Source organism: Flavitalea plasmicola (genome assembly GCF_030546645.1).
Classification (GTDB): Bacteria; Bacteroidota; Bacteroidia; order Chitinophagales; family Chitinophagaceae; genus Puia.
The window spans coordinates 123,956-143,075 of record NZ_JAUOTO010000009.1 but is presented as its reverse complement, the minus strand read 5'-3'; the positions used below and the strand labels follow the sequence as shown (position 1 = coordinate 143,075).

The window sequence follows — 19,120 nt, the reverse complement described above, 5'->3', positions numbered from 1 at the left end:
TAATACAAAAAAACCAATTCCTATCCAAACCCCCACACCTAAATCACCGCTCGTCGCTCGCAGCTCACCGCTCGTCGCTCGTAGCTCATAGCTTACAGCTCGTAGCTCACAGCTCACAGCTCGCAGCTTGCAGCTTGCGGCTTGCAGCTTGCAGCTTTAAGTCGCGACTAAGATCCTCAAAGTCGTCGCCCCCCGGCACCCACTCGTCCGGCACCAGGTTGTGCGGATAACACCGATGGTCCCTGTCCGCTACCATGGTCTCTGCAATGACGATCCCCACCCGGCCGTCCACGATCCAATGCCCGGCATTGCCAGTGGTATAGCCCGCCGTCGGCTCACCGATGAACCAGGTATGCTTCCTCCCTGAAAAAGCCACTGCCACACATTCACCCGCACTGCCTGTACCATGCCCCATTAAGACGACCACAGGCGTTCCCGCATCGATATGCTTTGCGCCCTTCCTCAGCGCCTGCGCCACCCCTCCATCCGCGCTGGAAAAACGTCCATTCTCCAGCCGGGTCATATCCAGTATCTTTCCCTTACGATCCGCATTCCCCAGAAAGCTGCCATTCCCTAACAAAGGCGACAACCCCGCGATCATGGGGAATATCGTGCCGCCTGCATTGAGCCGCAGATCGATGATGAGCTTCCGCGCGCCTTCCGCCTCCAAAGCGCAAAGACTATCCATCAACCGCTGCGCATATTTATTATAGTCTGCGGTATCCATCACCATTCCGGGCACGCGAAGATAACCGATCCCGCCCGGCAACAGCTTCCGCACAATACGATTGCCCTTCGCAAACTCCTTCTTCAGCGCCTCGGATAAAAAAGGCGGCTCCGGCCGCTCCCATCGGAACATCGTATCCTTCACGGACAGCCATCCATGATGGTCGTCCACCGCTTCAAAAAGCCAGGCAGCGACGGGCCCGAGGTCCTCCCAGCGGCCTGTCTGCCCCGCCAGCTCGTATGCCCGCTCCCTGACATGATCCCAATCCGGACGATCCCGGTGGAGAGCATACGTCCGCAGCAGGACAATGCTCGAATCGATCACCTTTCTCACGCTGTCTGAAAAAGATCCCACCTCCTTAATCCCTGGCTCATAGCTCGCAGCTCGCCGCTCAAAGCTCATTAACAACAGCAATCCAAATAATAATGACTTCATAGCTTGTTTTTTGATTGTCCAGGTGGTATCCACGCCGGCACCGTATTGTTCACAGCCTTCGTGGTCTTAAGATAGTAATAGATGCTGCCCAGGTCCTCATCCGTCAGCTTCCTGAAATTCTGCCAGGGCATGGGGGGCATCAACGGCCGGGCATTGTCCAATCCCTTCCATTTGCCTTCCCTGAGACACTTGATGAATTGCTCCTCCGTCCAGTTGCCGATTCCCGTGGCATCCGAAGTGATATTGCCCGCGAAAGAAATGCCCCAGGGCCCCACACAAGCAGTCAGGTCCTGGTTGAATAAAGCCCAGCTCTTTGCCGTCGTAGTGTCGAAAGCAGCCAATGGCCTGCCGGCAGGATACCCGGACAAACGCAGCTCCGCATCTACTTCCGGCCCATGCGGCCCCATCTTCTTAGGCGAATGACAGTCGTCGCAGCCAATGGAGGAAACAAGATATTCTCCCCGCTTCACCATCTTTGAAGTGTCCTTTCCGGCAGCCACGGGATCCGTCGCGGCCACCCCTATCCCATTTCCCTTTCCGGTATCATGACAGGATACGCCCGTCACCAGCAGCATTGACACCAGCAAAGCCGCTATGATAAAAATCACATTACGCATATTCCTTCTCGTTTAAAACTTGTAAAAAGATCGATTTGTTTTTCCCCAGCCAGCTTTCAAAGCTTTGCATCCGGGGATTCATGTACCAGCAGTTCATCAGGTCCCCACGCCGGTGAGGGATATGCAGCCGCTGCACCTCGAACATATTCGCCAGCTCTTCAGCACCCGGGAAACCCAGCCCGGCATATACATCCCGGTCTATGTGACGATAGCGTACCGTGACGCCCAGCACCCGGCTCATGATCGCTGCATATTCCTTGCAGGTTCGGTCTTCTCCCACCACCCCCATGGTCTTCCCCGTATAAATATCAGGATGGTCGAAGATCAACGCTACGATGGCGCCCATATCTTCCGGGGTAACCATCGCCAGCGGTGTATCGCCCTGGGGAAAGCCAAAATAGAACGCGCCGTCCTCACCTCGCCGCGGCGGAAAAAAGCTGAGGAAATTCTCATAGTAAAAAGCGATATGCACAAAAGTGGCGGGAAGCCCCAGGCTGCTGCTATACGCTTCCAATGCAGCCTTGATATCACAATGAGGTACGGACAGCTTGCCCCCGCTCAACACCTGATAACCCGGCAATCCGCTGTAAACAAAGTGCGCAACACCCGACGCATGCACCGCATCGATAAGGTTCTTACCTTGCTGATACTCCTTTTCATAATGCTCCCAGAAATTGGTAAGCCCAAATACACCATGGGCCCCTTCCATGGCCCGCAACAGGCTTTCCTTATCATCCAGGTCACCCTCCACAAGGACGGCCCCCGCCTGTTGAAGTGCCTTCGCCTTTTCCGAGCCGGCATTACGGGTGAGACAACGTACTGTCCAGTTGCCTGTCTGCAGCAGGGCGCCCGCTACACTGCTGCCCTGTGCACCCGTCGCGCCCGTGACCAGGATCACGGGTCGTTCATTCATTTGTTTCATGATTATTTATTTTAGAGATTAGTTTCCAGTTTAATTGAATCCTTTAGTACCCGATGGACATATTGTATCCCTTGCTTATACTTCTCCAACTCGGCAGGGCCCATCTTATTGCAGCTCTTTTATCCACTGTTCCGCAAATACCTTCGTCTGCTCGTACACATCCTTCCCCGCACGAAAGATCATCTTCCATTCGTCGTTCTTCGACTGGTAGACAGGATTGACAAAACGCTTCTTTCCATATTTCTCCACCAGCGCAGCCGAAAAATCTACCGTACCGGCCACATCCAGGTAATGCTGCAGCCTCCCCTTGACGAACAGCTTCACATCCGCCGGGTATTCCGTCTCCCATCGCTTCATTTCTTCCTTGAAATGATTCAGGTCCCGCTGACGCTGGTCCAGCTGGTTCCGGTACATCCCGTCGATGATCTTATTATTGGGGTCCTGGTAATCCTTGATTGTCTTACGGTACATTTCAATCGATGCCTGAAAGTTCTTCTGCTGGTCAGCCGGCAGGGTCTTGCCCACGGCCTCCATGTTAACAATAGCCTTCTTTATCTCATCGATCTCCTTCTGACGCACCTGCTCCTTGGTCTGTGTATGATCCGTCGGCTCTATAGGATGCGAGGCGGTACGCATCTTATCATACTCCACCTTGAAAGTCGGACTGGCAAGGTATTGTTTGGAAAAGGTCAGCAGGTCCTTTGCCACTGCGGCCCTGTCGCTCAACGCGAGATTCTTTACATTGCTGACCCCCTCATGATGGAGGTAGCCGGAGATAAAGCTTTCCTTGACTTTTTCCATCCCCTCCTGTCTGTTGATCCCAAGTCTTTTCCAGATATCTTCCGCCAGCTTGCCGGCTACCACGAAGGAAAAAAGCATAGAGCTGGAGAAAAGAAGCACAGCCAACACTCCCAGCCTGAGCCCTCCGCCTATTCGAAACTTTTTCATAAATGATCTATTTAAATTTTAATGTATTAATTACAACTTCACAAACTCCACTCTCCTGTTCTGAACCCTCCCCTCCTTTGTCTTATTATCGCCCACAGGCTCCGTCTCACCTTTCCCCTCCGTATCGATCCTGCCCGCATCAATCCCAAACTCCCCCGTAAGCATCGCCTTCACGGCCGCCGCCCTTTTCTTCGACAGCTCCAGGTTGGCCCCATCATCCCCATCACTGCTGGTATGCCCGATCACTTTCACACGGATACCAGGGTTCTCCTTCAATACGCCCGCGATCTCCTTCACGACCCCGTAAGATTCAGGACGAATGACAGCGCTTTGCAGATCGAACAAAATACCGTTGGTGCTGAACTTTCCCTCCTCGATGAGCTTATGCCTGGTGTCCGGTAATCCGGTAGCTACTTTTACATTCCCGATAAAGACACCGTAGGTCTGTTCGCTGTAATTGGTGCCCCCTACTTCAAAACGCAGCTGGTTCATCGTGTCGATGGTAGGCACGCCCTTCGGTACGTCAAAAGCCTTCAGCTCGTTGATCCAGCAGCGGTACCGTTCTTTTTGTACCTGGATCGCGACATGCACGGGCTGACCATACCAGTTCTGCAAGGCCCCGATAGCCACAATGCCGCTCTTGAAATATTCCTTTTTGTCGGTGAAGGATTCCAGTATGGCCCTGGACGCGTTATTCTCCGAAGGCACCAGCCTGGCCGTGACAGCCGAGAACTGTTTGTATTCTTTCAACAGGCTATTGTCCGCGGGCGACTGGTCCCGGCTGGACAGCAGCGTAAAGAGAAAGTCCGGATACATCCAGCCATTGGTCTTCAGCTGGAGGATCAGGTCGAATTCCACCGTATAGTTCTGGCCGAAAGTGGCCTGGTTGGCCGTTAAATAGGACACCCCCTTGTGCAGCCGCATCCAGCGGCCGGGATACTTCTCAAGGGTGATGACCTCGCCGCTGCCATCGCTGTTCCAGTTAGTGGACAGCTCGCCAACGGCATCCTGCGAAAAATCTTCCGCGTACAGCACTTTTTCACCGGGAACAAAATCATATTTGGAAAAGCTTTTCAGGCTGGCCGGCTCTTCGGCCTTTGCTTCCGCAGGGGCAGCGGTACCGGCCCCCGCCGTCTCCGTACCCTTGCCTTCCGCCTTGTCCAGGCCCTTTTCGATGGTATTGTCCACCTTCCGGTCCACCCGTTGGTCCACCTTGGCCTTTACCTTGTTCAGCAGCCCCTTGAACTGGCTGTGTCCGGGCGTTCCGAACAAAACCCCCGCCACCAGCATGTATATCATCTTTCTCATAATGAATAATTATGATGCAAAGATGTCGTGCCGCCGCCGCCGGGGCAATCCATAGATGTATGAACTGAGGATTTATCGACGTGAAATGTCACCGGCTTCCCACTACCTTTGCCCGGATGACAAGCAAGGACATATCCCAGCTTCGGCTGGTCAACCAACGCCTCGCAGGCACAGCGTTCACCACGCCCCACCAATTGGTGAAATGGATGGGCTGCATCCAGGCCCAGGACTATGCCATGGCAAAATGGGCGGTCGGCTGCCGCTTACAGCAAGCCACCGACGCCACCGTGGAAAATGATTTTAATGAAGGAAAGTTCCTCCGCACCCACGTCCTGCGCCCCACCTGGCATTTCATATCTCCCGAGGATATCCGGTGGATGCTGAAGCTGAGCGCTCCCCGCATCAGGGCCTTCGCGCGTCCTTATCACAGGCAGTTGGACATCGACGCCGCCGTCCTGCGAAAAAGTAAAAAGATCATCACAAAAGCCCTCTCCCTTCATAAAAAGCTCACGCGGGAACAGCTGACCGAGGCCCTCCGGAAAGAAAAGATCGACACCACAGACACCCGGATGGGCCATCTATTGATAGACGCAGAGCTGGATGCCCTCATCTGCAGCGCCGGACGCATCGGAAAGCAATTCGCCTACGGTCTCCTGGACGAGCACGCGCCACAGACCCGCCCCCTCACCGACGAAGAAGCCATCGCCGAACTATCCCGGATCTATTTCCTCAGCAGGGGACCAGCCACCATCCAGGACTTCGCATGGTGGGGCGGCCTCACCCTGACTGACGCCCGGAAAGGACTGAATATATACAAACAACAATTAGGATCCGTATCACTCAACGGGAATGAATATTGGTTCTCACCAGCCTCCTTACCCGATACCTCCCCCGCCACTTCCACCTTCCTGCTGCCCGCCTTTGATGAGTATACTGTCGCCTATAAGTTCAGGAATGACGTTCTGAACCCCGAATTTGCCGCAGCTTGTAATTCCGGCCTCAACCCCATCCTGGTACACAACACCCTCGTCGCCGGCACCTGGCGACGCACGGAAAAAAAGGACGGCATCCATATAGAGAACATCCCCTTTCCCCGAACCAGGATTCCCGCCCGTCCCCTCACCGCCGCCGCAAAAAAATATACTGCTTTCATGGGAAAAACGCTGATAAATCCTTAAGATTTCCCCTTTTATCTATTTCTCTTATCCTTAGACGCATACTCCCCAAATTGTAATATTCCTGGTGGTTTATCGGAAAATATCCGATAAATCTGCCCGAATTTGACATATTCCAAGTATTCAGATGATTGAATTTATCTTTAGAATACGTCTAACAATTCGTAAATTCGTACTATGGCAACTAGAAAAATTATACTAAAAACTGCCAGGAAACGTAGAGGTACGGTGTCCAGGGGTGCCATACGCAAAGCAGTACGGACTGTTTTTGTGGCATCCAAAAAAGCACGACCGGTTAAAGTAGAAGCCCATATTCTTCAAGCGCAATAGTCAATCACCCGTTATATGAAGGTAGCGGGCTATAATGATTCTGTTTTTATCAATTGTCCTTTCGATGACGAGTATATTCCTATTCTGAGGGCTATTGCCTACACCGTATATCGGTGCGGTTTCTTTCCAAAAACAGCATTGGATGAGGATGATGGTTCAGACAACCGTCTCAATAATTGATTGGCTGCGAACCGCCTCAGGTAGAAAAACAATTCCAGGCTATGCGATTCTTACGGCACAATATCAAGAATTTCAAGATCTTCTTCCTGCGCTTACTGCACAATTAGGGTTTACAGTCGAAAATATTCCTTTTATCGATTTTCTGAATCTTGTTGAAGATATTGTGAGAGAGCAGATAAAATAATTGCTACTCTCCAGATTAAACCCATCCCCTCCCCCTCATCTCCTCCACCCATCTCCCATACCCCTCCTCATACCTGACCCGCAATCCCTCCTCCGGCGCCACCTCCTTTTCAATCCTCGCCATATTCCGCGCCGCCTCCCCCACCGTTCCAAAATAAACCCGTGAAGCCGCCAGTATAGCAGCCCCCGCCGCCCCCGTCACATAGCGCATCTTATAAAGCGGCAGCCCCAGCACACTACTGCGTATGAAAAGCCATGTATGACTGTTGCTCCCACCCCCCGCCGTATACACCGCTTTGATCTTCTCCCCCGACAGGCGCTCCGCCAGCTCATAAGCAAACCGCTCCACATACGCCACCCCCTCCATATTAGCCGCAAACAACAAAGGCCCCGCAACACCTTCCGGCGCAAACCCCCTCGCCTGCGGCGAAACAAAAGGAAAGCGCTCCCCTTCCTGCCGCAGCGGATAAGCCGTCAACCCCGTCGGTATGAACGAACCGACCTCCGGCACCACCGGAAACTCCCTCACCCAATCCGCTCCTGTATTGCTGGCGCCTCCCGGCATCCACCCTCCATCCGGGTGACGATGGGAATAAAACCTCCCCTCCTCATCCGCCAGCTCCACCTGCGTCACTCCTTTGACCACCAGCGTCGTCCCGAGCGTAGTATTCCAGCTGCCCATGTCGACAGCCCCGGAAGCTAACTGTGAAGCACACCCGTCCGTCATAGGCGCCACCACCTGTACGGAAGAAGGCAGCCCCCATTCCTTCGCCAGGGAAGGAAGCAAAACCCCTACGGGGCTGCCGGAAGCAACCACTTCCGGCAACCATTCTTTCCGTAAAGGCAGTTTTTCATAAATATAGGCAGGCCACTCCTCCTGGTGGAGGTCAAAGCCCGATTTTAAAGCATTCGTATAGTCGGTAATGCCCCAGCGTCCGCAGAGCTGGCCGGTAATATAGTCCGCCGCATGCACCCAATGCCGGATCTTCTCCGCCACGGCAGGATAATGTCGCACATACCACACCATCTTGGACAGCCCGCTGGAACTGTTAAAGGCCGTATACCCTCCCCGACTGCCGGCACCTCCACCCACACCGATACCTACCCGGTCACGGATACCTCCCCGCTCCCCCGCATACCAATCCTGCGCTTCCATAGTACAAATCTCCCCCTCCACTACACTCCGCTTATCACTATACATAAGCGCCGCATGCAAAGGCCGATGCGCCGAATCCAGGGGGATCACTGTCCCGGAGGTGGACGTCACCGCCAAAGCCTTGATCCCACTCCTGTCAAATGACACGCCCGCCAACAAAGAGGACAGACAACGCCTGCAAGCCGCCCACCACATCTCCGGAGATTGCTCCTCCCGGCTGGCAACGCTCAGCACAAAAGCCTCCTCCCGGCTGCCGATAAGTCTTCCCTCACCATCCATCAAAACCACTCTCGCTCCCTGCGTACCTACATCGATTCCTATATACATATGGATCTTTATTGCGGATTCTGATCTAATCCATCATTGATAACATCATTTTGCGGAATAGGCAGCAGCAGCTTATTCTCCGTCACCTGGTAAGCCGTTGTCGGCATATTCGGAATGTTTGCCGCGATCACCCGCAAGCCATGCGCATTCATGATCGCCACCGCCTGGCCCGTACGCAAAAGATCATACCAGCGATGATTCTCGAAAGCCAGCTCCACCTTTCTCTCCTTGAAGATAGCGTCGCGGAAAGCCGCCTGGTCCGGCAGCTTCAGGGAATCCACCACATTGCCGGAAGTCTTCGCTGGCAATCCCGCCCGCTGACGCACCTGGTTCAACAAGCCGAAAGCCTCTCCATCCGCCACATAGCTTTTTTCATTCAGCGCCTCGGCCAGCATCAGCAGAACATCGGCATAACGCAACACAATAACATTGTCATTGGTCCTGCCGGCCGCCACAAAACTATGATTGTATTTTTTCACATAAGCCTGATTGACAGTGACAGCCCCGGCCTTGTAGCTGGTAGCCAGGGATACATCCTTCCGCAGGTCCCCGGCCTCGTAAGCCGCGATCATATCCTGCGTAGGCGTGTTCCACCCCGAGGTAGAGGCCAGGTTGGTACCGGCATCACCCGTCACATAATTTTTGGAATCATAAGGAGCAAATTGGTACATAAAATTGCTGTACAGGGACGCATTGGAACCCAGGTACTGTATCTCGAAAATAGATTCAGCGCCATTCTTCTTCGTGGGGTCGAATATATCCTTGTAGTTAGGCAGCAGGGAATAGCCCAGGGTCTGCACGACACGCAGCTCGCTGATCGCATTGTCCCAGTCTTTGCGGGTAAGGTATACTTTTGCCAATAAGGCATGGGCAGCCCCCTGTGAGACACGGCCCGTGTTGGCTGTGATATATTGCGTAGGCAGCTTGGAAATGGCATCCTTCAGATCCGACGTGATCTGTCCGTATACTTCGTCTACACTGGCCCTTCCCTTGCTGTGAGAGGTGGCCACGGAGGTAGCGCTCTCGAGACGCAGTGGCACAGCGCCGAACTGGCGGACAAGATTGAAATAGTGAAAGGCCCGGAGGAATTCCACCTCGCCGATGCTGCGGTTCTTCAGGCTATCGCTCATGCTAACCTCCCCGATATGCCCCAGCACATCGTTACAACGCGCGATACCTGTATAGCTGTTACCCCAAAAGTCCGATATATACCCGTTGGTAGATAAAGTGGAAAACTCATCCACATCCTCTTTAGAGATATTGCCCCGGTTGCTGGTATTGAACTGGAAGGAAGTATTGTCGCTGCGCATCTCCCCGAATATCCAATAGCTGCTGAGCCCAAGGGTCGACAGCTCCGCATAGGCCCCGTTGACACTCTGCACCACCTGTGCCGAGTCAAGAAAAAAGTTATTGACATTCAGCGTCGACTGCGGGTTCAGGTTGAGAAAGTCCTTCGAACACCCGCCGGACAGCAGCGAGATTGCCAATGCTGCTGCCGGTATGATAAAATTATTTATTCTTTTCATGTCCTTGTTTTTTAGGATCCACACTTAAAAAGTTACATTGAGTCCCACCGTGCAGGTACGGGACAAGGGATAGTTACCGAAATCCTCGCCGGATATCTGCGCCTCATTCTGTGCATTTGCCCGCAAAGTTCTCCGGGTTGCCTCGGGGTTATTACCACTGTAGGATGTGAATATAGCCAGCTGCTGCGCACTTACATAAGCCCGTAAGGCCTTTACAAAATGGGTGCGGCCCAGCAGGCGGGGAGAAAAATTGTACCCCAGCGTCACATTCTGTATCCGCAGGTAAGAGGCATCCTCTATCCAGGTGGAGTTGAGGTCCCGGTATAGCACGCGGGCCCCATTGGTAGTGGGCGTCTTGCCGTCCCCGGGCTGATCCACGCTGCGCCACCTGTTTAGTACTTTCTTGTCGGGGTTGAAGATACCATCGATATTCAGCAGATACTGGTTTTGCGCCTTTTCCACCTGGCCACCCTGCGAGCCCACCAATACCACTGCCAGGTCGATATTCCGGTAAGTGAAATTATTGGTGATGCCATACGTGAAGTCGGGGTGCGGATCGCCGATGATATCGAAATCCTTCTGGTATTCGATGACCCCGTTGCCATCGACATCCTTGTATTTCACAGAGCCCAGCACGGAGGTGGAATTCTTGGGGGATTTATCGAGGTCCGCCTGGGTGGCATAAATGCCATCGAAAACCCAGCCCCAGAAAAGCCCCATCGGCTTGCCCACTTTCGTGATATGGGAATACTGGCTATTGCCGGTGGCGCCATTGTACAGCGTGGTCACCCCATTGGCCAGCGCCAGCACCTTGTTGCGATTGAAGGCGATATTAGCGTTGGTGCTCCAGGAAAAATCCCTGCCGGTGACATTACGGGAAGAAACTGCCAGCTCCAATCCCTGGTTCTGTATCTTGCCGATGTTGGAATAAGCGGTGGCGAAGCCTGAAGAAAGGGCAAGGGGTAGCTGGTAGAGCATGTTCTGGGTAATGCGCCGGTAAACATCCAACGTGACGGAGAGACGGTTCTTCAAGAAGCCCAGGTCCAGCCCGGCATTGAATTCACCCGTCCTTTCCCAACGAAGGTCTTCATTACCCAGCACGGTGACGCTGCGGCCGCCGGCTAATACACCGCCAAAGGCATAGTTGGCGCCGCTAAGCGTGGAGATAGCGGTGTAATTGCCAATGTCATTGTTCCCTGTAAAGCCATAGCTTGCCCGCAGTTTACCACTGCTGAGCCAGGAGAAGGATTTCATAAATCTTTCTTCGGAAAATCGCCAGGCCAATGCGGCGGAGGGGAAAGTCCCATACCTGTTGTTGGCGCCAAATCGGGAAGACCCGTCTGTACGAACGGAAGCCGTCAGCATATACCTGTTCAGGAAAGAATAGTTGACACGCCCCAGGTAAGAGATCAATGCCCACTCCTGCACGCTCTGCGAAGCGCCGACGACACCCGCAGTATTGGTGGTCTGGATCAGGTCGTCAGGATAACTCGAGCCCGAAATAGAGATGCTCTGGTACCACTGGCGCTGCGCGGAATAGCCCGCAACGGCGTCGATATGATGTCCGCCGAAGTTCCGGTTGTAGGAAAGCAATAGCTCTGACAGCCAGGTAGAGGTGGTGGACTGCGGCGCGCTGGAGGAAGGGACAACGGTAAGCGAGGAAGGAGGGTTGCCCGCAGATGGTACAAAAGATGGCGTGAACTGAAAATTCTTGGCCTCCCTGTAATCCTCGCTGAAGCTGTATTTCGCTTTCAGCCCGGGAATGATCTCCCATTCGGCAAACGCCGTTCCCAGCCCGCGAAAATCCTTCTTGGTGGTGCCGGCATATTGCAGCTTGTTCAGGGGGTTGGCAGCCCCATAGGTACTGGGCGAAGAGATATACATGGTTCGCTTACCCGTGGAATCCGTCACAGGCACCAGCGGGCTGATCCAGGAAGTAGAGATAAGTACGTCCTGGTAAGCATTAGACTCGAAGTCATTTACCACCTGCCTGTTGTATTGCGGGGCCAGGTTGATGCCGATCCGGATTTTTTTTCCCAGCATGGTCTCAAGATTGGCCCGCATGGTGTAATGCTTGTAGCCTGTATATCGGATCGTGCCGTCCTGGTCGAAATATCCCATGGAAAAATAATATTTCGAATTGTCGGAAGCGCCGCTAATGCTGAGGTTCGCGTTCGTTTGCAGGGCGCGGTGCAGGATGGTGTTATACCAGTTGGTGCCTTCTCCATATTGTTCAGGGTGCTGGTAAGCCGCGGGTATGTTCGCGTCGGTGGCCACCAGCCCACGGGAAGCATAGTCGTCCACGATCTTATCGTGCTGAAATTGGGCAAACTCCCTTCCGTTCAGCACATCCGGACGGCCGCGCTTATATACTTCCTGGTAGCCCGTGTAGGTAGAAAAATCTACGCGGGGCGTACCTTTCCTGCCCTGTTTGGTGGTAATAAGGATGACCCCATTGCTGCCCCGGGAACCATAGATGGCCGTGGATGATGCATCTTTCAATACGGTGACAGTCTCCACATCGTCCGGGTTCACCACATTCAGCGGGTCGGTCTGGTGATCAAAGGAATTGTCCAGCGGTATCCCATCGATGACAACCAATGGATCATTTCCGGCCCCCATGCTGCCGGCGCCCCTTATTTCTATCCGGCTGCCGCCGCCGGGCGTCCCGGTAATGGTGCTTATCTGTACGCCGGGGATCTGGCCCACCAGCTTCCGGTCGATGGAGGACACTGGCAGGTCCCTGATCTCCTTCTGCGATACGATGCCCACCGAGCCGGTGAGGTCTTTCTTCTCCTGCCTGCCATAACCGATGATCACTACTTCGTTCATGCCTTTCTGCGATGGCCGGAGTTTAACATCCATGGACATGCGAACACCAGCGGTCATCTGTACCGTCTCATACCCAACATGCCCGAAGACAAGCACACTGCCGCTCGTTACACGTATGGAGTAATTACCGCCCTCATCCGTCTGCGTCCCTTGAGAGGATCCTTTCACCGTCACCGATACATTGCTGAGCGGATCGCCTGTGGCGGCGTCTATTATCCGGCCGCTGTAATTTCCGGGAGACTGCGCCCGCAGGGCAGCACCCACAAAAAGGACCACTACTGCGAACATAATTCGCACTAATTGGTAATGCTGTTTCATTGTAATCTTTTTAGTTGTTTAGTTAAGGGTTCTCATAGGTCCATCGAAATTTGAATGGTGACAGGTCCCAGCAAGCCGGAGGGCAGTAAAGGCTTGCTTTTGTCATAGACGGTGATATTAGTGTGAGTACGGCGTTGTTCCGGCGGGAGCGCGGCATCCCCTATCAGCCGGTTGGGCCAGAGATTGACAACAGTGACCTCCAGGAGATTGTCCCTCTCTTGCATGGCAGCGGTGATCTCTACTGTCCAGGGATGGGTCCATACCACCCCCAGGTCCTTGCCATTCAGTCGTACGGAAGCAATGTTCTTCACAACACCCAGGTGGAGGAAGAGGCGGCCGGCACTCTTCTTTTCTCCTGATGCCAGATCAAAACGCTTCCGGTACACCGCTGTGCCCGAATAATATTTTATACCTTCTTCAGGTCGTAATGTCCAGTCGGTCAATTCATCAAATACCACGGATGCAGGTCCGCCCCACTGCTCTTCAAACTGCACGGTCCAGGGACCGCGGAGCCATTGTACTATCTTCCCTGCCTTCACCGCTCTCGGCAGCCCCTGCACCAATGCGCGCGGGAACACGATGAACATGGATCCAAAAGGCTGGAATTCCAGTACGCCCCCCACCCGATCACCCGTCTCACGAAAGTCCTGCAGGTCGAATGCCTCGCCCGTCACGGGGTCCCATCTCCCAGGCCGGCGGCCTTTCACCCGAAACAGGGTATGCACGCTTAGAGGCTGATCATTCCGGTTGACGATGAAATAGATTTCCTCATCGGCAGTCCGCCGGTGAATAAAGTCAATAAAAGTTCCCGGGGCTGCTACATATTCAAAGTCCGGCCCGATGCCATCACCAGCCAAAATATCCCGTAGAGGCATATTCCAGTATACACGCCCTTGCCCATATTTATTCAAACGCACGTCGACACCATCACACGCTCCCCAGACTTCTTCTCCAATGGCTTTCACTTCCTGGTCGCATAGTGGATGATCCTTCAGGCCCGGGTCGGACAAAGGCCGGGGCCCCACCACCGTCGCCCCCGCTTTCACCAACGCGCGAAGCTTCCGGGCGACAGCCACAGGCATTCGCCGTTCCTCCGGCAACACCAGCATCCGGTAATGCATGCCATCAGGCAATACGATCTCCCCGTTTTCTACAGCGCACCTGGTCAGCAGTACCTCCTCGTTGCAGACATCATAGTCATATCCCTTTCCCAGGGAAGGGTCCGTATGCTTAGGCTCGACGATATTCGGCGCCCAGTCTCCATTGTAATACAATACATCCGCCACAAACTGTCCCTGGCGTAACAAGTACTGGCAGCGGGCCAGATATTGCAGGAAAGGTCCCGCCTGCTGCCACCACGTGACATTAGGATTGAAATGCGTGCCGGCGCCATATTCATACCCCGGCTTCCCATCTTCCGGGCGGGTACAGGTTGTAGCATGGATCAGCATGCGATTGACCCCCTCGCAAAACGCGCGGTCGGCAGCCTGCTTCATATTGCCGGGATAGTCCAGCCAATGCCGGAAAGATGTAAATGACTCCGCCGACACCAGATTCTTTCCGTAGATATGCGCCGCCGACGCAGTCATCTTCGTCACTTTGTTCTGTCCCCCCTCCAGCCGGGTTACACCATAAGATTGGTGTTCGTCCAACCCGCCCTCTTCGTCATGCTTTAGTCCCAGCCAGAACTCTCCTGCAGGATAGTCGCTTCTCCCAAGGTTCTTAAGCCCGTCCATGCACATCGTGCCGCTGCGGTTGGGGCCCGCCGCTTCGTTATGCATCAACACCCCGTTCTCGTGGCACCGGCGGGCAAACTGCCCGTAATGTCCATCCGCCATACAGTCGGCCACAGTCTTGCGATAGTCGTGCAAAAACCTGTTGGCCACGTCCACACTGCCGATAATAAAGCCGTTCAACACAGGCAGGTAAGGCCTGGGATCATATCCGCGGTAATGCTGGAACTTTTCCAGGATGTCGGCAGTCCAGTTGGGAAAGCCATCTTCAAAGCTGTCGTCATGGAGGAACTTCAGGGTCGTGCCCTTCAGGTCCCCGGCATCTCCGATAATCACTTTTCCTAAATGCTCGAACTGGATGTCCACCGGCGCCCCGCTGAGCCAATCCACGGAAAGCCCATCGGCTTCCGGCTGCGCAATCGTTAGTTTAGAGCCCGTCATACGGTGGCCCGTACGGAGGATGATCCATTTACCTTCGGGCACCGTCCATTGGAGTCGCCCGGCTTTGTCCATATATCCGGAGAGGTCGATCACCTGGTCGGCACGCACAGCCTCGTCGGTAGCATGCACCTCAAAGGGCTGCAGCAAAGGCGCCGTCAGGTCTTTTGCCTTGATAAAATTGCTGGCATCCTTGCGGTTCGTTTTGGCGGAAAAAAGCTCCGCTGGCTGGTCGTGCAGTCGAACCTTTGCTTCATCCTGCACCGGGAAAGCCACCACAGCCGTATCCTGGTAGTCCAGCTTCTCCAGGGGCAGATCTATATATTCTTTATAACCCGGCGCATTCACCATCTTGTCATAGCCGTCTCTGTGTCCGGGCAAAGGCAGCTCACCCGAAAACTGTTGCGGTCCCGTCACTGCTATCCTGGACTGAAGGAACCATCGTCCGGCATGCGGAGGGTCTATCCACGGTCCCCCCATACACCACCCGGAAGTAAAGTTGACGCCAACGATGATGCCCAGCCGGGCAGCCTCCTCCAACGCATGGCGGTAAAGGACCCGCCACTCTTCCGATAGGAATTTGACCCCTTGCGGCATCCTGACGCCGCCCAGCCCGCTGGCCGTGTTGATCAACAACACCTCCCCGATGCCTTTATCGTGGAATTCCTCCAGGTCCCGGGTGATCCCTTCCTTGCTCACCAGCCCGTTGAACCACCACCAGAAACATCCCACCTGGGACGATTGTGGTGGACGCCGGAATGCGGCATATAGCTCGGTAGCGTCAGGAACACCCTCCCAACGCCGGAATATCTTCTCAAGGTCTCCTTTACTTATAAGGATCCCCGCCATCCCCGCACTTCGTGTAATAAACCCTCTTCTGTTTATGGTCATGATCTTTACCATTTTGCATTGAGTCGTTCCAGGAGAAAATCACCTTTTTCATTCAGCGTAAACAACGTCACGGACGAATTCTCTTGTAGGATGCGGCGGTAGTTCCGCAGTGGCATCCCCAGTTTATACGCCAGGTATAGCCGGTTGACCCCGTTGTGCGCCGCCACCAGGTAATTGCCGCCGGGCCGGGTAGCCAGCAGCTCCTTGAAAAAATCATCCACCCTCGTTATGACTTCCATGCCCGTCTCCCCTGTGCCGCCGGCCCGCGCCGTGCCGGGATCATCCTCCCAGGCCTGCCAGAGCTGCGGGTTCTCCGGGATGAACTCTTCCTTTGTCTTCCGCTCCCAGGCTCCGAAATCCACCTCTATCAGCCGGTCATCCTTCACGGGCGCCCTGTCTGCGGCAATTTGGGCGGTAATCGCTGCCCGCTGCAACGGAGAAGAATACACGCCATCAAAATGCACTCCCCACAGCTGTTGCTCCACTGCCTCTGCCTGCTCAATTCCTTTTTCCGTCAGGGGTATATCCGTTCTGCCGCAATAGCGGTTGTTATCAGCGTTCCAGGCGGTCTGCCCGTGTCTCAATAAGTAAATGTTCAGCATAGCTTGGTTTTTTATGATCTCAACCTTTCCCTCGTCTGACGCCACATTTCATATTGCTCCTCCATGTCCAACGAACCCTCCGGTACAATAACCTCTTCCGCCGAAGGAAGTTCCACCATCCGCCCGAGCCCCTCATTACATATCAGCGCCCCCCCTACCACAGACGCTTGCTGAAACCCCGGCCGCACTTTCACTTCCTTTCGCAGGACATTGGCGATCATTTGCCGCAAGGCAGGGCTTTGCATGCCCCCGCCGCAAGCCCATACATATTCCTTGTCATGCCTGGCCGCTCCGCTCAGCACCTGGTAATTGGCTGCAATAGAGGAGGCGATGTCGAAAAGGGTGGCTCGCACAAAACAGCTGCGGGTCAGCTCATGTGTCACAGGCGTAGGAAAAATAAATCCCCCCCGCCGGACAGGGACGTCCTCTCCCGCGATAAGACTGCCCAGTGATGCCACACTGTTGCAGTATGGATTAGCCGCCAGTTCCGCCTCGATCACCTCATAGCCTTCATTGGGATAAAATATTTCTTTCAGTCGCTGGTAATTGAGCCCCGTCACGCCGGCATTGGCTTCGAAAACAAATTGCCCTTTTTCGATATCCCGGCTCGTCCAGGTCCTTTCCAGATCATCGGTGACGTATTGATCCACTAATTTTACGATAGGTGTGGTTGTCCCCGACACAATGACAATGTCTTCCACGGAAGGCCGGGTGCTTTTTATAGCCAGCTGCGTATCACCCCCGCCCGCAACCACCTGCGTTCCCTCCGGCAGCATAAGTTCCGAAGCCCGCGCAGACAAGACCTTGCCCAACACAGTTCCCGAATCCATCAACGCGGGTAGACTACTCCCATCCAGGCCGAACACCTCCGCCAACCCTGCACTCCAGCCGCCGCGCGCCACATCATATAACAAGGTCTCCGAAGCCTGTGAATGCTCGTATTTCGCAACACCGCTCAGTTGATATTCCACCCAATCGCTGATGCTGAGAAAGAAAGCCATCTGCTCCCAATACGCCGCCCTTCTCTCCCGGATCCCCACCACCTTCAGCGCGGAAAAGAGGGAGGAGGGTTGGCGACCGGCCTCCCGGTACATCCTATGTTTGTCTTTAATCATGTCCTCCCACTCCCTGCCCCGGTGATCGATATTCGGTAATCCGATCAGCGCCTTACCTGCATGATCCACCAGTACGATGCCCTCCCGCTGGCTGGTAGCCGTCACCGCGCTGACATGCCATCCGGCAGCCTGCCGCAATACGCCGGTAGTCAGCCGGACGATCTGTTGCCATAATACGCCCGGATCGAAATACAGCGCATCAGGGTACAAAACATCCCGTATATAGCCGATATCCTCCCGGCCCACGCCAACCACTTCCCCCACAGGCGTCACCAGCGCTACACGGAGATTGCCCGTGCCAATGTCGATGACGATGTATCCCTCTTTCTTTCCCATATGTCAGATTTGGACAGTGAGTATTTCTTTATTGGCCAGCCTGTCAGCCTTCCGGTTCTTGTTGATAAACCAGTCGTGCAGCGCCTCGTTCATGATCCGCACATGGTGGTCCTCCACTTCAAATGTGGCGCCGGCAATATGCGGCGTAGCCAGCGTATTCGGAAGATCGATGATCTTATAGTCCAGCTCGTCGGGAGGTTCGCTGTCGAACACATCCAGGATGGCGCCCCGTATACGCTGCTGCTGCAATACCTCATAAAGATCCTGCCGGTTGATCACCACCGCCCTCGCCGTATTGACAAAAAGCGCCTCGTTTTTCATCAGCCTGAACAGCGATCCGTCGATCATCCCACGGGTGGCTTCCGTAACAGGAAGATGGATGGAGATGACATCACTGGTGGAGAATAGTTCCTCCAGCGTCGTCTTTTTATACGCCGGGAAAAGCTCCGCCCCGATATAAGGATCATAATATTGTATGGCGCAGGGATAATGCTCCACCATACGCGCTATCAGCTGGCCAATAGCCCCGAAGCCCACCAGGCCGATGGTTTTGCCCGCCAGCTCATTGCCTTTCCATTGCAGGTAAGCCGTATGGGCGCCTTCTTTCCATCCCCGTTTCTTCAGCCAGTCGATACCCGGAAGAATATGCCGCAAAAATGTGATCGTATTCGCAATAAACATCTCCGCAACAGCCTGCGCATTCCGCGCAGGGGTATAAAACACAGGAATACCTTTCCGGGTAGCCATGTCAAGCGCGACATTGGAAGGCGTACCCCGGCATACGCCGATAAATCGCAGATGCATATTCTCCTGTATGACCTTCTCCGTGACATGGTCATGCTCGGTGATCAACGCTTCCGCCTCCGTTTCATAAAGCAGATCCAGCAATTGCCGCTCGCTATAAGCCATTCCATTCTGTTTCCAGGGTCTATAGATAGTCTCTCCAAAATAAGTTCTCAATTCATGCAGCCCTTGTTCATGATAAGGCGCCGTTACTAATATCCTCATGCATTAAATAAAT

14 protein-coding genes are annotated in these 19,120 nt (G+C 54.2%); 2 read left to right on the top strand and 12 right to left on the bottom strand.

Annotation, left to right across the window (positions count from 1 at the left end; translation table 11 throughout):
* Window positions 1-106: 106 nt before the first annotated feature.
* The 5 genes from Q4E93_RS30155 to Q4E93_RS30135 all read right to left on the bottom strand — a co-directional run bounded on the left by Q4E93_RS30155 (window position 107) and on the right by Q4E93_RS30135 (window position 4,957).
* Window positions 107-1,162 (bottom strand): S41 family peptidase, encoded by a 1,056-nt coding sequence (locus Q4E93_RS30155; RefSeq protein ID WP_303591659.1) that lies wholly within the window; start codon window positions 1,160-1,162, stop codon window positions 107-109.
* A complete protein-coding gene (locus Q4E93_RS30150; RefSeq protein WP_303591658.1) occupies window positions 1,159-1,779 on the bottom strand; it encodes a diheme cytochrome c-553 in 621 nt (206 codons plus the stop codon). The genes Q4E93_RS30155 and Q4E93_RS30150 overlap by 4 nt, the downstream gene beginning before the upstream one ends.
* Window positions 1,772-2,701, bottom strand: a complete 930-nt coding sequence (locus Q4E93_RS30145; RefSeq protein WP_303591657.1) for an NmrA/HSCARG family protein — start codon at window positions 2,699-2,701, stop codon at window positions 1,772-1,774. The genes Q4E93_RS30150 and Q4E93_RS30145 overlap by 8 nt, the downstream gene beginning before the upstream one ends.
* A 105-nt stretch (window positions 2,702-2,806) precedes the next feature.
* A complete protein-coding gene (locus Q4E93_RS30140) occupies window positions 2,807-3,649 on the bottom strand; it encodes a hypothetical protein (RefSeq protein ID WP_303591656.1) in 843 nt (280 codons plus the stop codon).
* Between the two features lie 30 nt (window positions 3,650-3,679).
* The gene (locus tag Q4E93_RS30135; RefSeq protein WP_303591655.1) at window positions 3,680-4,957 is read right to left on the bottom strand and encodes an OmpA family protein; all 1,278 of its coding nucleotides are present in this window, start codon (window positions 4,955-4,957) and stop codon (window positions 3,680-3,682) included.
* 116 nt (window positions 4,958-5,073) lie between these two features.
* Between Q4E93_RS30135 and Q4E93_RS30130 the strand changes: the two genes are divergently transcribed.
* Both Q4E93_RS30130 and Q4E93_RS30125 read left to right on the top strand, forming a co-directional pair.
* A complete protein-coding gene (locus Q4E93_RS30130) occupies window positions 5,074-6,135 on the top strand; it encodes a winged helix DNA-binding domain-containing protein (protein WP_303591654.1) in 1,062 nt (353 codons plus the stop codon).
* Between the two features lie 475 nt (window positions 6,136-6,610).
* Window positions 6,611-6,826 (top strand): hypothetical protein, encoded by a 216-nt coding sequence (locus tag Q4E93_RS30125; RefSeq protein WP_303591653.1) that lies wholly within the window; start codon window positions 6,611-6,613, stop codon window positions 6,824-6,826.
* A gap of 15 nt (window positions 6,827-6,841) precedes the next feature.
* Here Q4E93_RS30125 and Q4E93_RS30120 read toward each other — a convergent pair whose 3' ends face one another.
* Genes Q4E93_RS30120 through Q4E93_RS30090 form a run of 7 tightly spaced genes read right to left on the bottom strand, consistent with a single transcriptional unit; the run spans window position 6,842 to window position 19,107 of the window.
* Entirely contained in the window at window positions 6,842-8,308 is a 1,467-nt protein-coding gene (locus tag Q4E93_RS30120; protein ID WP_303591652.1) for an FGGY-family carbohydrate kinase, read from the bottom strand.
* A gap of 8 nt (window positions 8,309-8,316) precedes the next feature.
* Window positions 8,317-9,834, bottom strand: a complete 1,518-nt coding sequence (locus Q4E93_RS30115; RefSeq protein WP_303591651.1) for a RagB/SusD family nutrient uptake outer membrane protein — start codon at window positions 9,832-9,834, stop codon at window positions 8,317-8,319.
* Window positions 9,835-9,858: 24 nt separating this feature from the next.
* Entirely contained in the window at window positions 9,859-12,984 is a 3,126-nt protein-coding gene (locus tag Q4E93_RS30110) for a SusC/RagA family TonB-linked outer membrane protein (RefSeq protein WP_303591650.1), read from the bottom strand.
* Window positions 12,985-13,016: 32 nt separating this feature from the next.
* Window positions 13,017-16,046 carry a glycosyl hydrolase gene (locus Q4E93_RS30105; protein WP_303591649.1) on the bottom strand — a complete coding sequence of 1,010 codons (3,030 nt, stop codon included), beginning with the start codon at window positions 16,044-16,046 and terminating at the stop codon, window positions 13,017-13,019.
* Window positions 16,047-16,051: 5 nt separating this feature from the next.
* The gene (locus Q4E93_RS30100; protein ID WP_303591648.1) at window positions 16,052-16,648 is read right to left on the bottom strand and encodes a histidine phosphatase family protein; all 597 of its coding nucleotides are present in this window, start codon (window positions 16,646-16,648) and stop codon (window positions 16,052-16,054) included.
* Window positions 16,649-16,659: 11 nt separating this feature from the next.
* Window positions 16,660-18,099 (bottom strand): FGGY-family carbohydrate kinase, encoded by a 1,440-nt coding sequence (locus Q4E93_RS30095; RefSeq protein WP_303591647.1) that lies wholly within the window; start codon window positions 18,097-18,099, stop codon window positions 16,660-16,662.
* A gap of 3 nt (window positions 18,100-18,102) precedes the next feature.
* Entirely contained in the window at window positions 18,103-19,107 is a 1,005-nt protein-coding gene (locus Q4E93_RS30090; RefSeq protein WP_303591646.1) for a 2-hydroxyacid dehydrogenase, read from the bottom strand.
* Between the last annotated feature and the right edge of the window lie 13 nt (window positions 19,108-19,120).

What these genes read in the sequence shown, in the direction of transcription:
- Q4E93_RS30140 (WP_303591656.1), bottom strand. Translation starts at nt 3,649, where the DNA reads ATGAAAAAGTTTCGAATAGGCGGAGGGCTCAGGCTGGGAGTGTTGGCT.
- Q4E93_RS30115 (WP_303591651.1), bottom strand. Translation starts at nt 9,834, where the DNA reads ATGAAAAGAATAAATAATTTTATCATACCGGCAGCAGCATTGGCAATC.
- Q4E93_RS30135 (WP_303591655.1), bottom strand. Translation starts at nt 4,957, where the DNA reads ATGAGAAAGATGATATACATGCTGGTGGCGGGGGTTTTGTTCGGAACG.
- Q4E93_RS30110 (WP_303591650.1), bottom strand. Translation starts at nt 12,984, where the DNA reads ATGAAACAGCATTACCAATTAGTGCGAATTATGTTCGCAGTAGTGGTC.
- Q4E93_RS30130 (WP_303591654.1), top strand. Translation starts at nt 5,074, where the DNA reads ATGACAAGCAAGGACATATCCCAGCTTCGGCTGGTCAACCAACGCCTC.
- Q4E93_RS30095 (WP_303591647.1), bottom strand. Translation starts at nt 18,099, where the DNA reads ATGGGAAAGAAAGAGGGATACATCGTCATCGACATTGGCACGGGCAAT.
- Q4E93_RS30150 (WP_303591658.1), bottom strand. Translation starts at nt 1,779, where the DNA reads ATGCGTAATGTGATTTTTATCATAGCGGCTTTGCTGGTGTCAATGCTG.
- Q4E93_RS30125 (WP_303591653.1), top strand. Translation starts at nt 6,611, where the DNA reads ATGATGGTTCAGACAACCGTCTCAATAATTGATTGGCTGCGAACCGCC.
- Q4E93_RS30155 (WP_303591659.1), bottom strand. Translation starts at nt 1,162, where the DNA reads ATGAAGTCATTATTATTTGGATTGCTGTTGTTAATGAGCTTTGAGCGG.
- Q4E93_RS30090 (WP_303591646.1), bottom strand. Translation starts at nt 19,107, where the DNA reads ATGAGGATATTAGTAACGGCGCCTTATCATGAACAAGGGCTGCATGAA.
- Q4E93_RS30100 (WP_303591648.1), bottom strand. Translation starts at nt 16,648, where the DNA reads ATGCTGAACATTTACTTATTGAGACACGGGCAGACCGCCTGGAACGCT.
- Q4E93_RS30105 (WP_303591649.1), bottom strand. Translation starts at nt 16,046, where the DNA reads ATGACCATAAACAGAAGAGGGTTTATTACACGAAGTGCGGGGATGGCG.
- Q4E93_RS30120 (WP_303591652.1), bottom strand. Translation starts at nt 8,308, where the DNA reads ATGTATATAGGAATCGATGTAGGTACGCAGGGAGCGAGAGTGGTTTTG.
- Q4E93_RS30145 (WP_303591657.1), bottom strand. Translation starts at nt 2,701, where the DNA reads ATGAAACAAATGAATGAACGACCCGTGATCCTGGTCACGGGCGCGACG.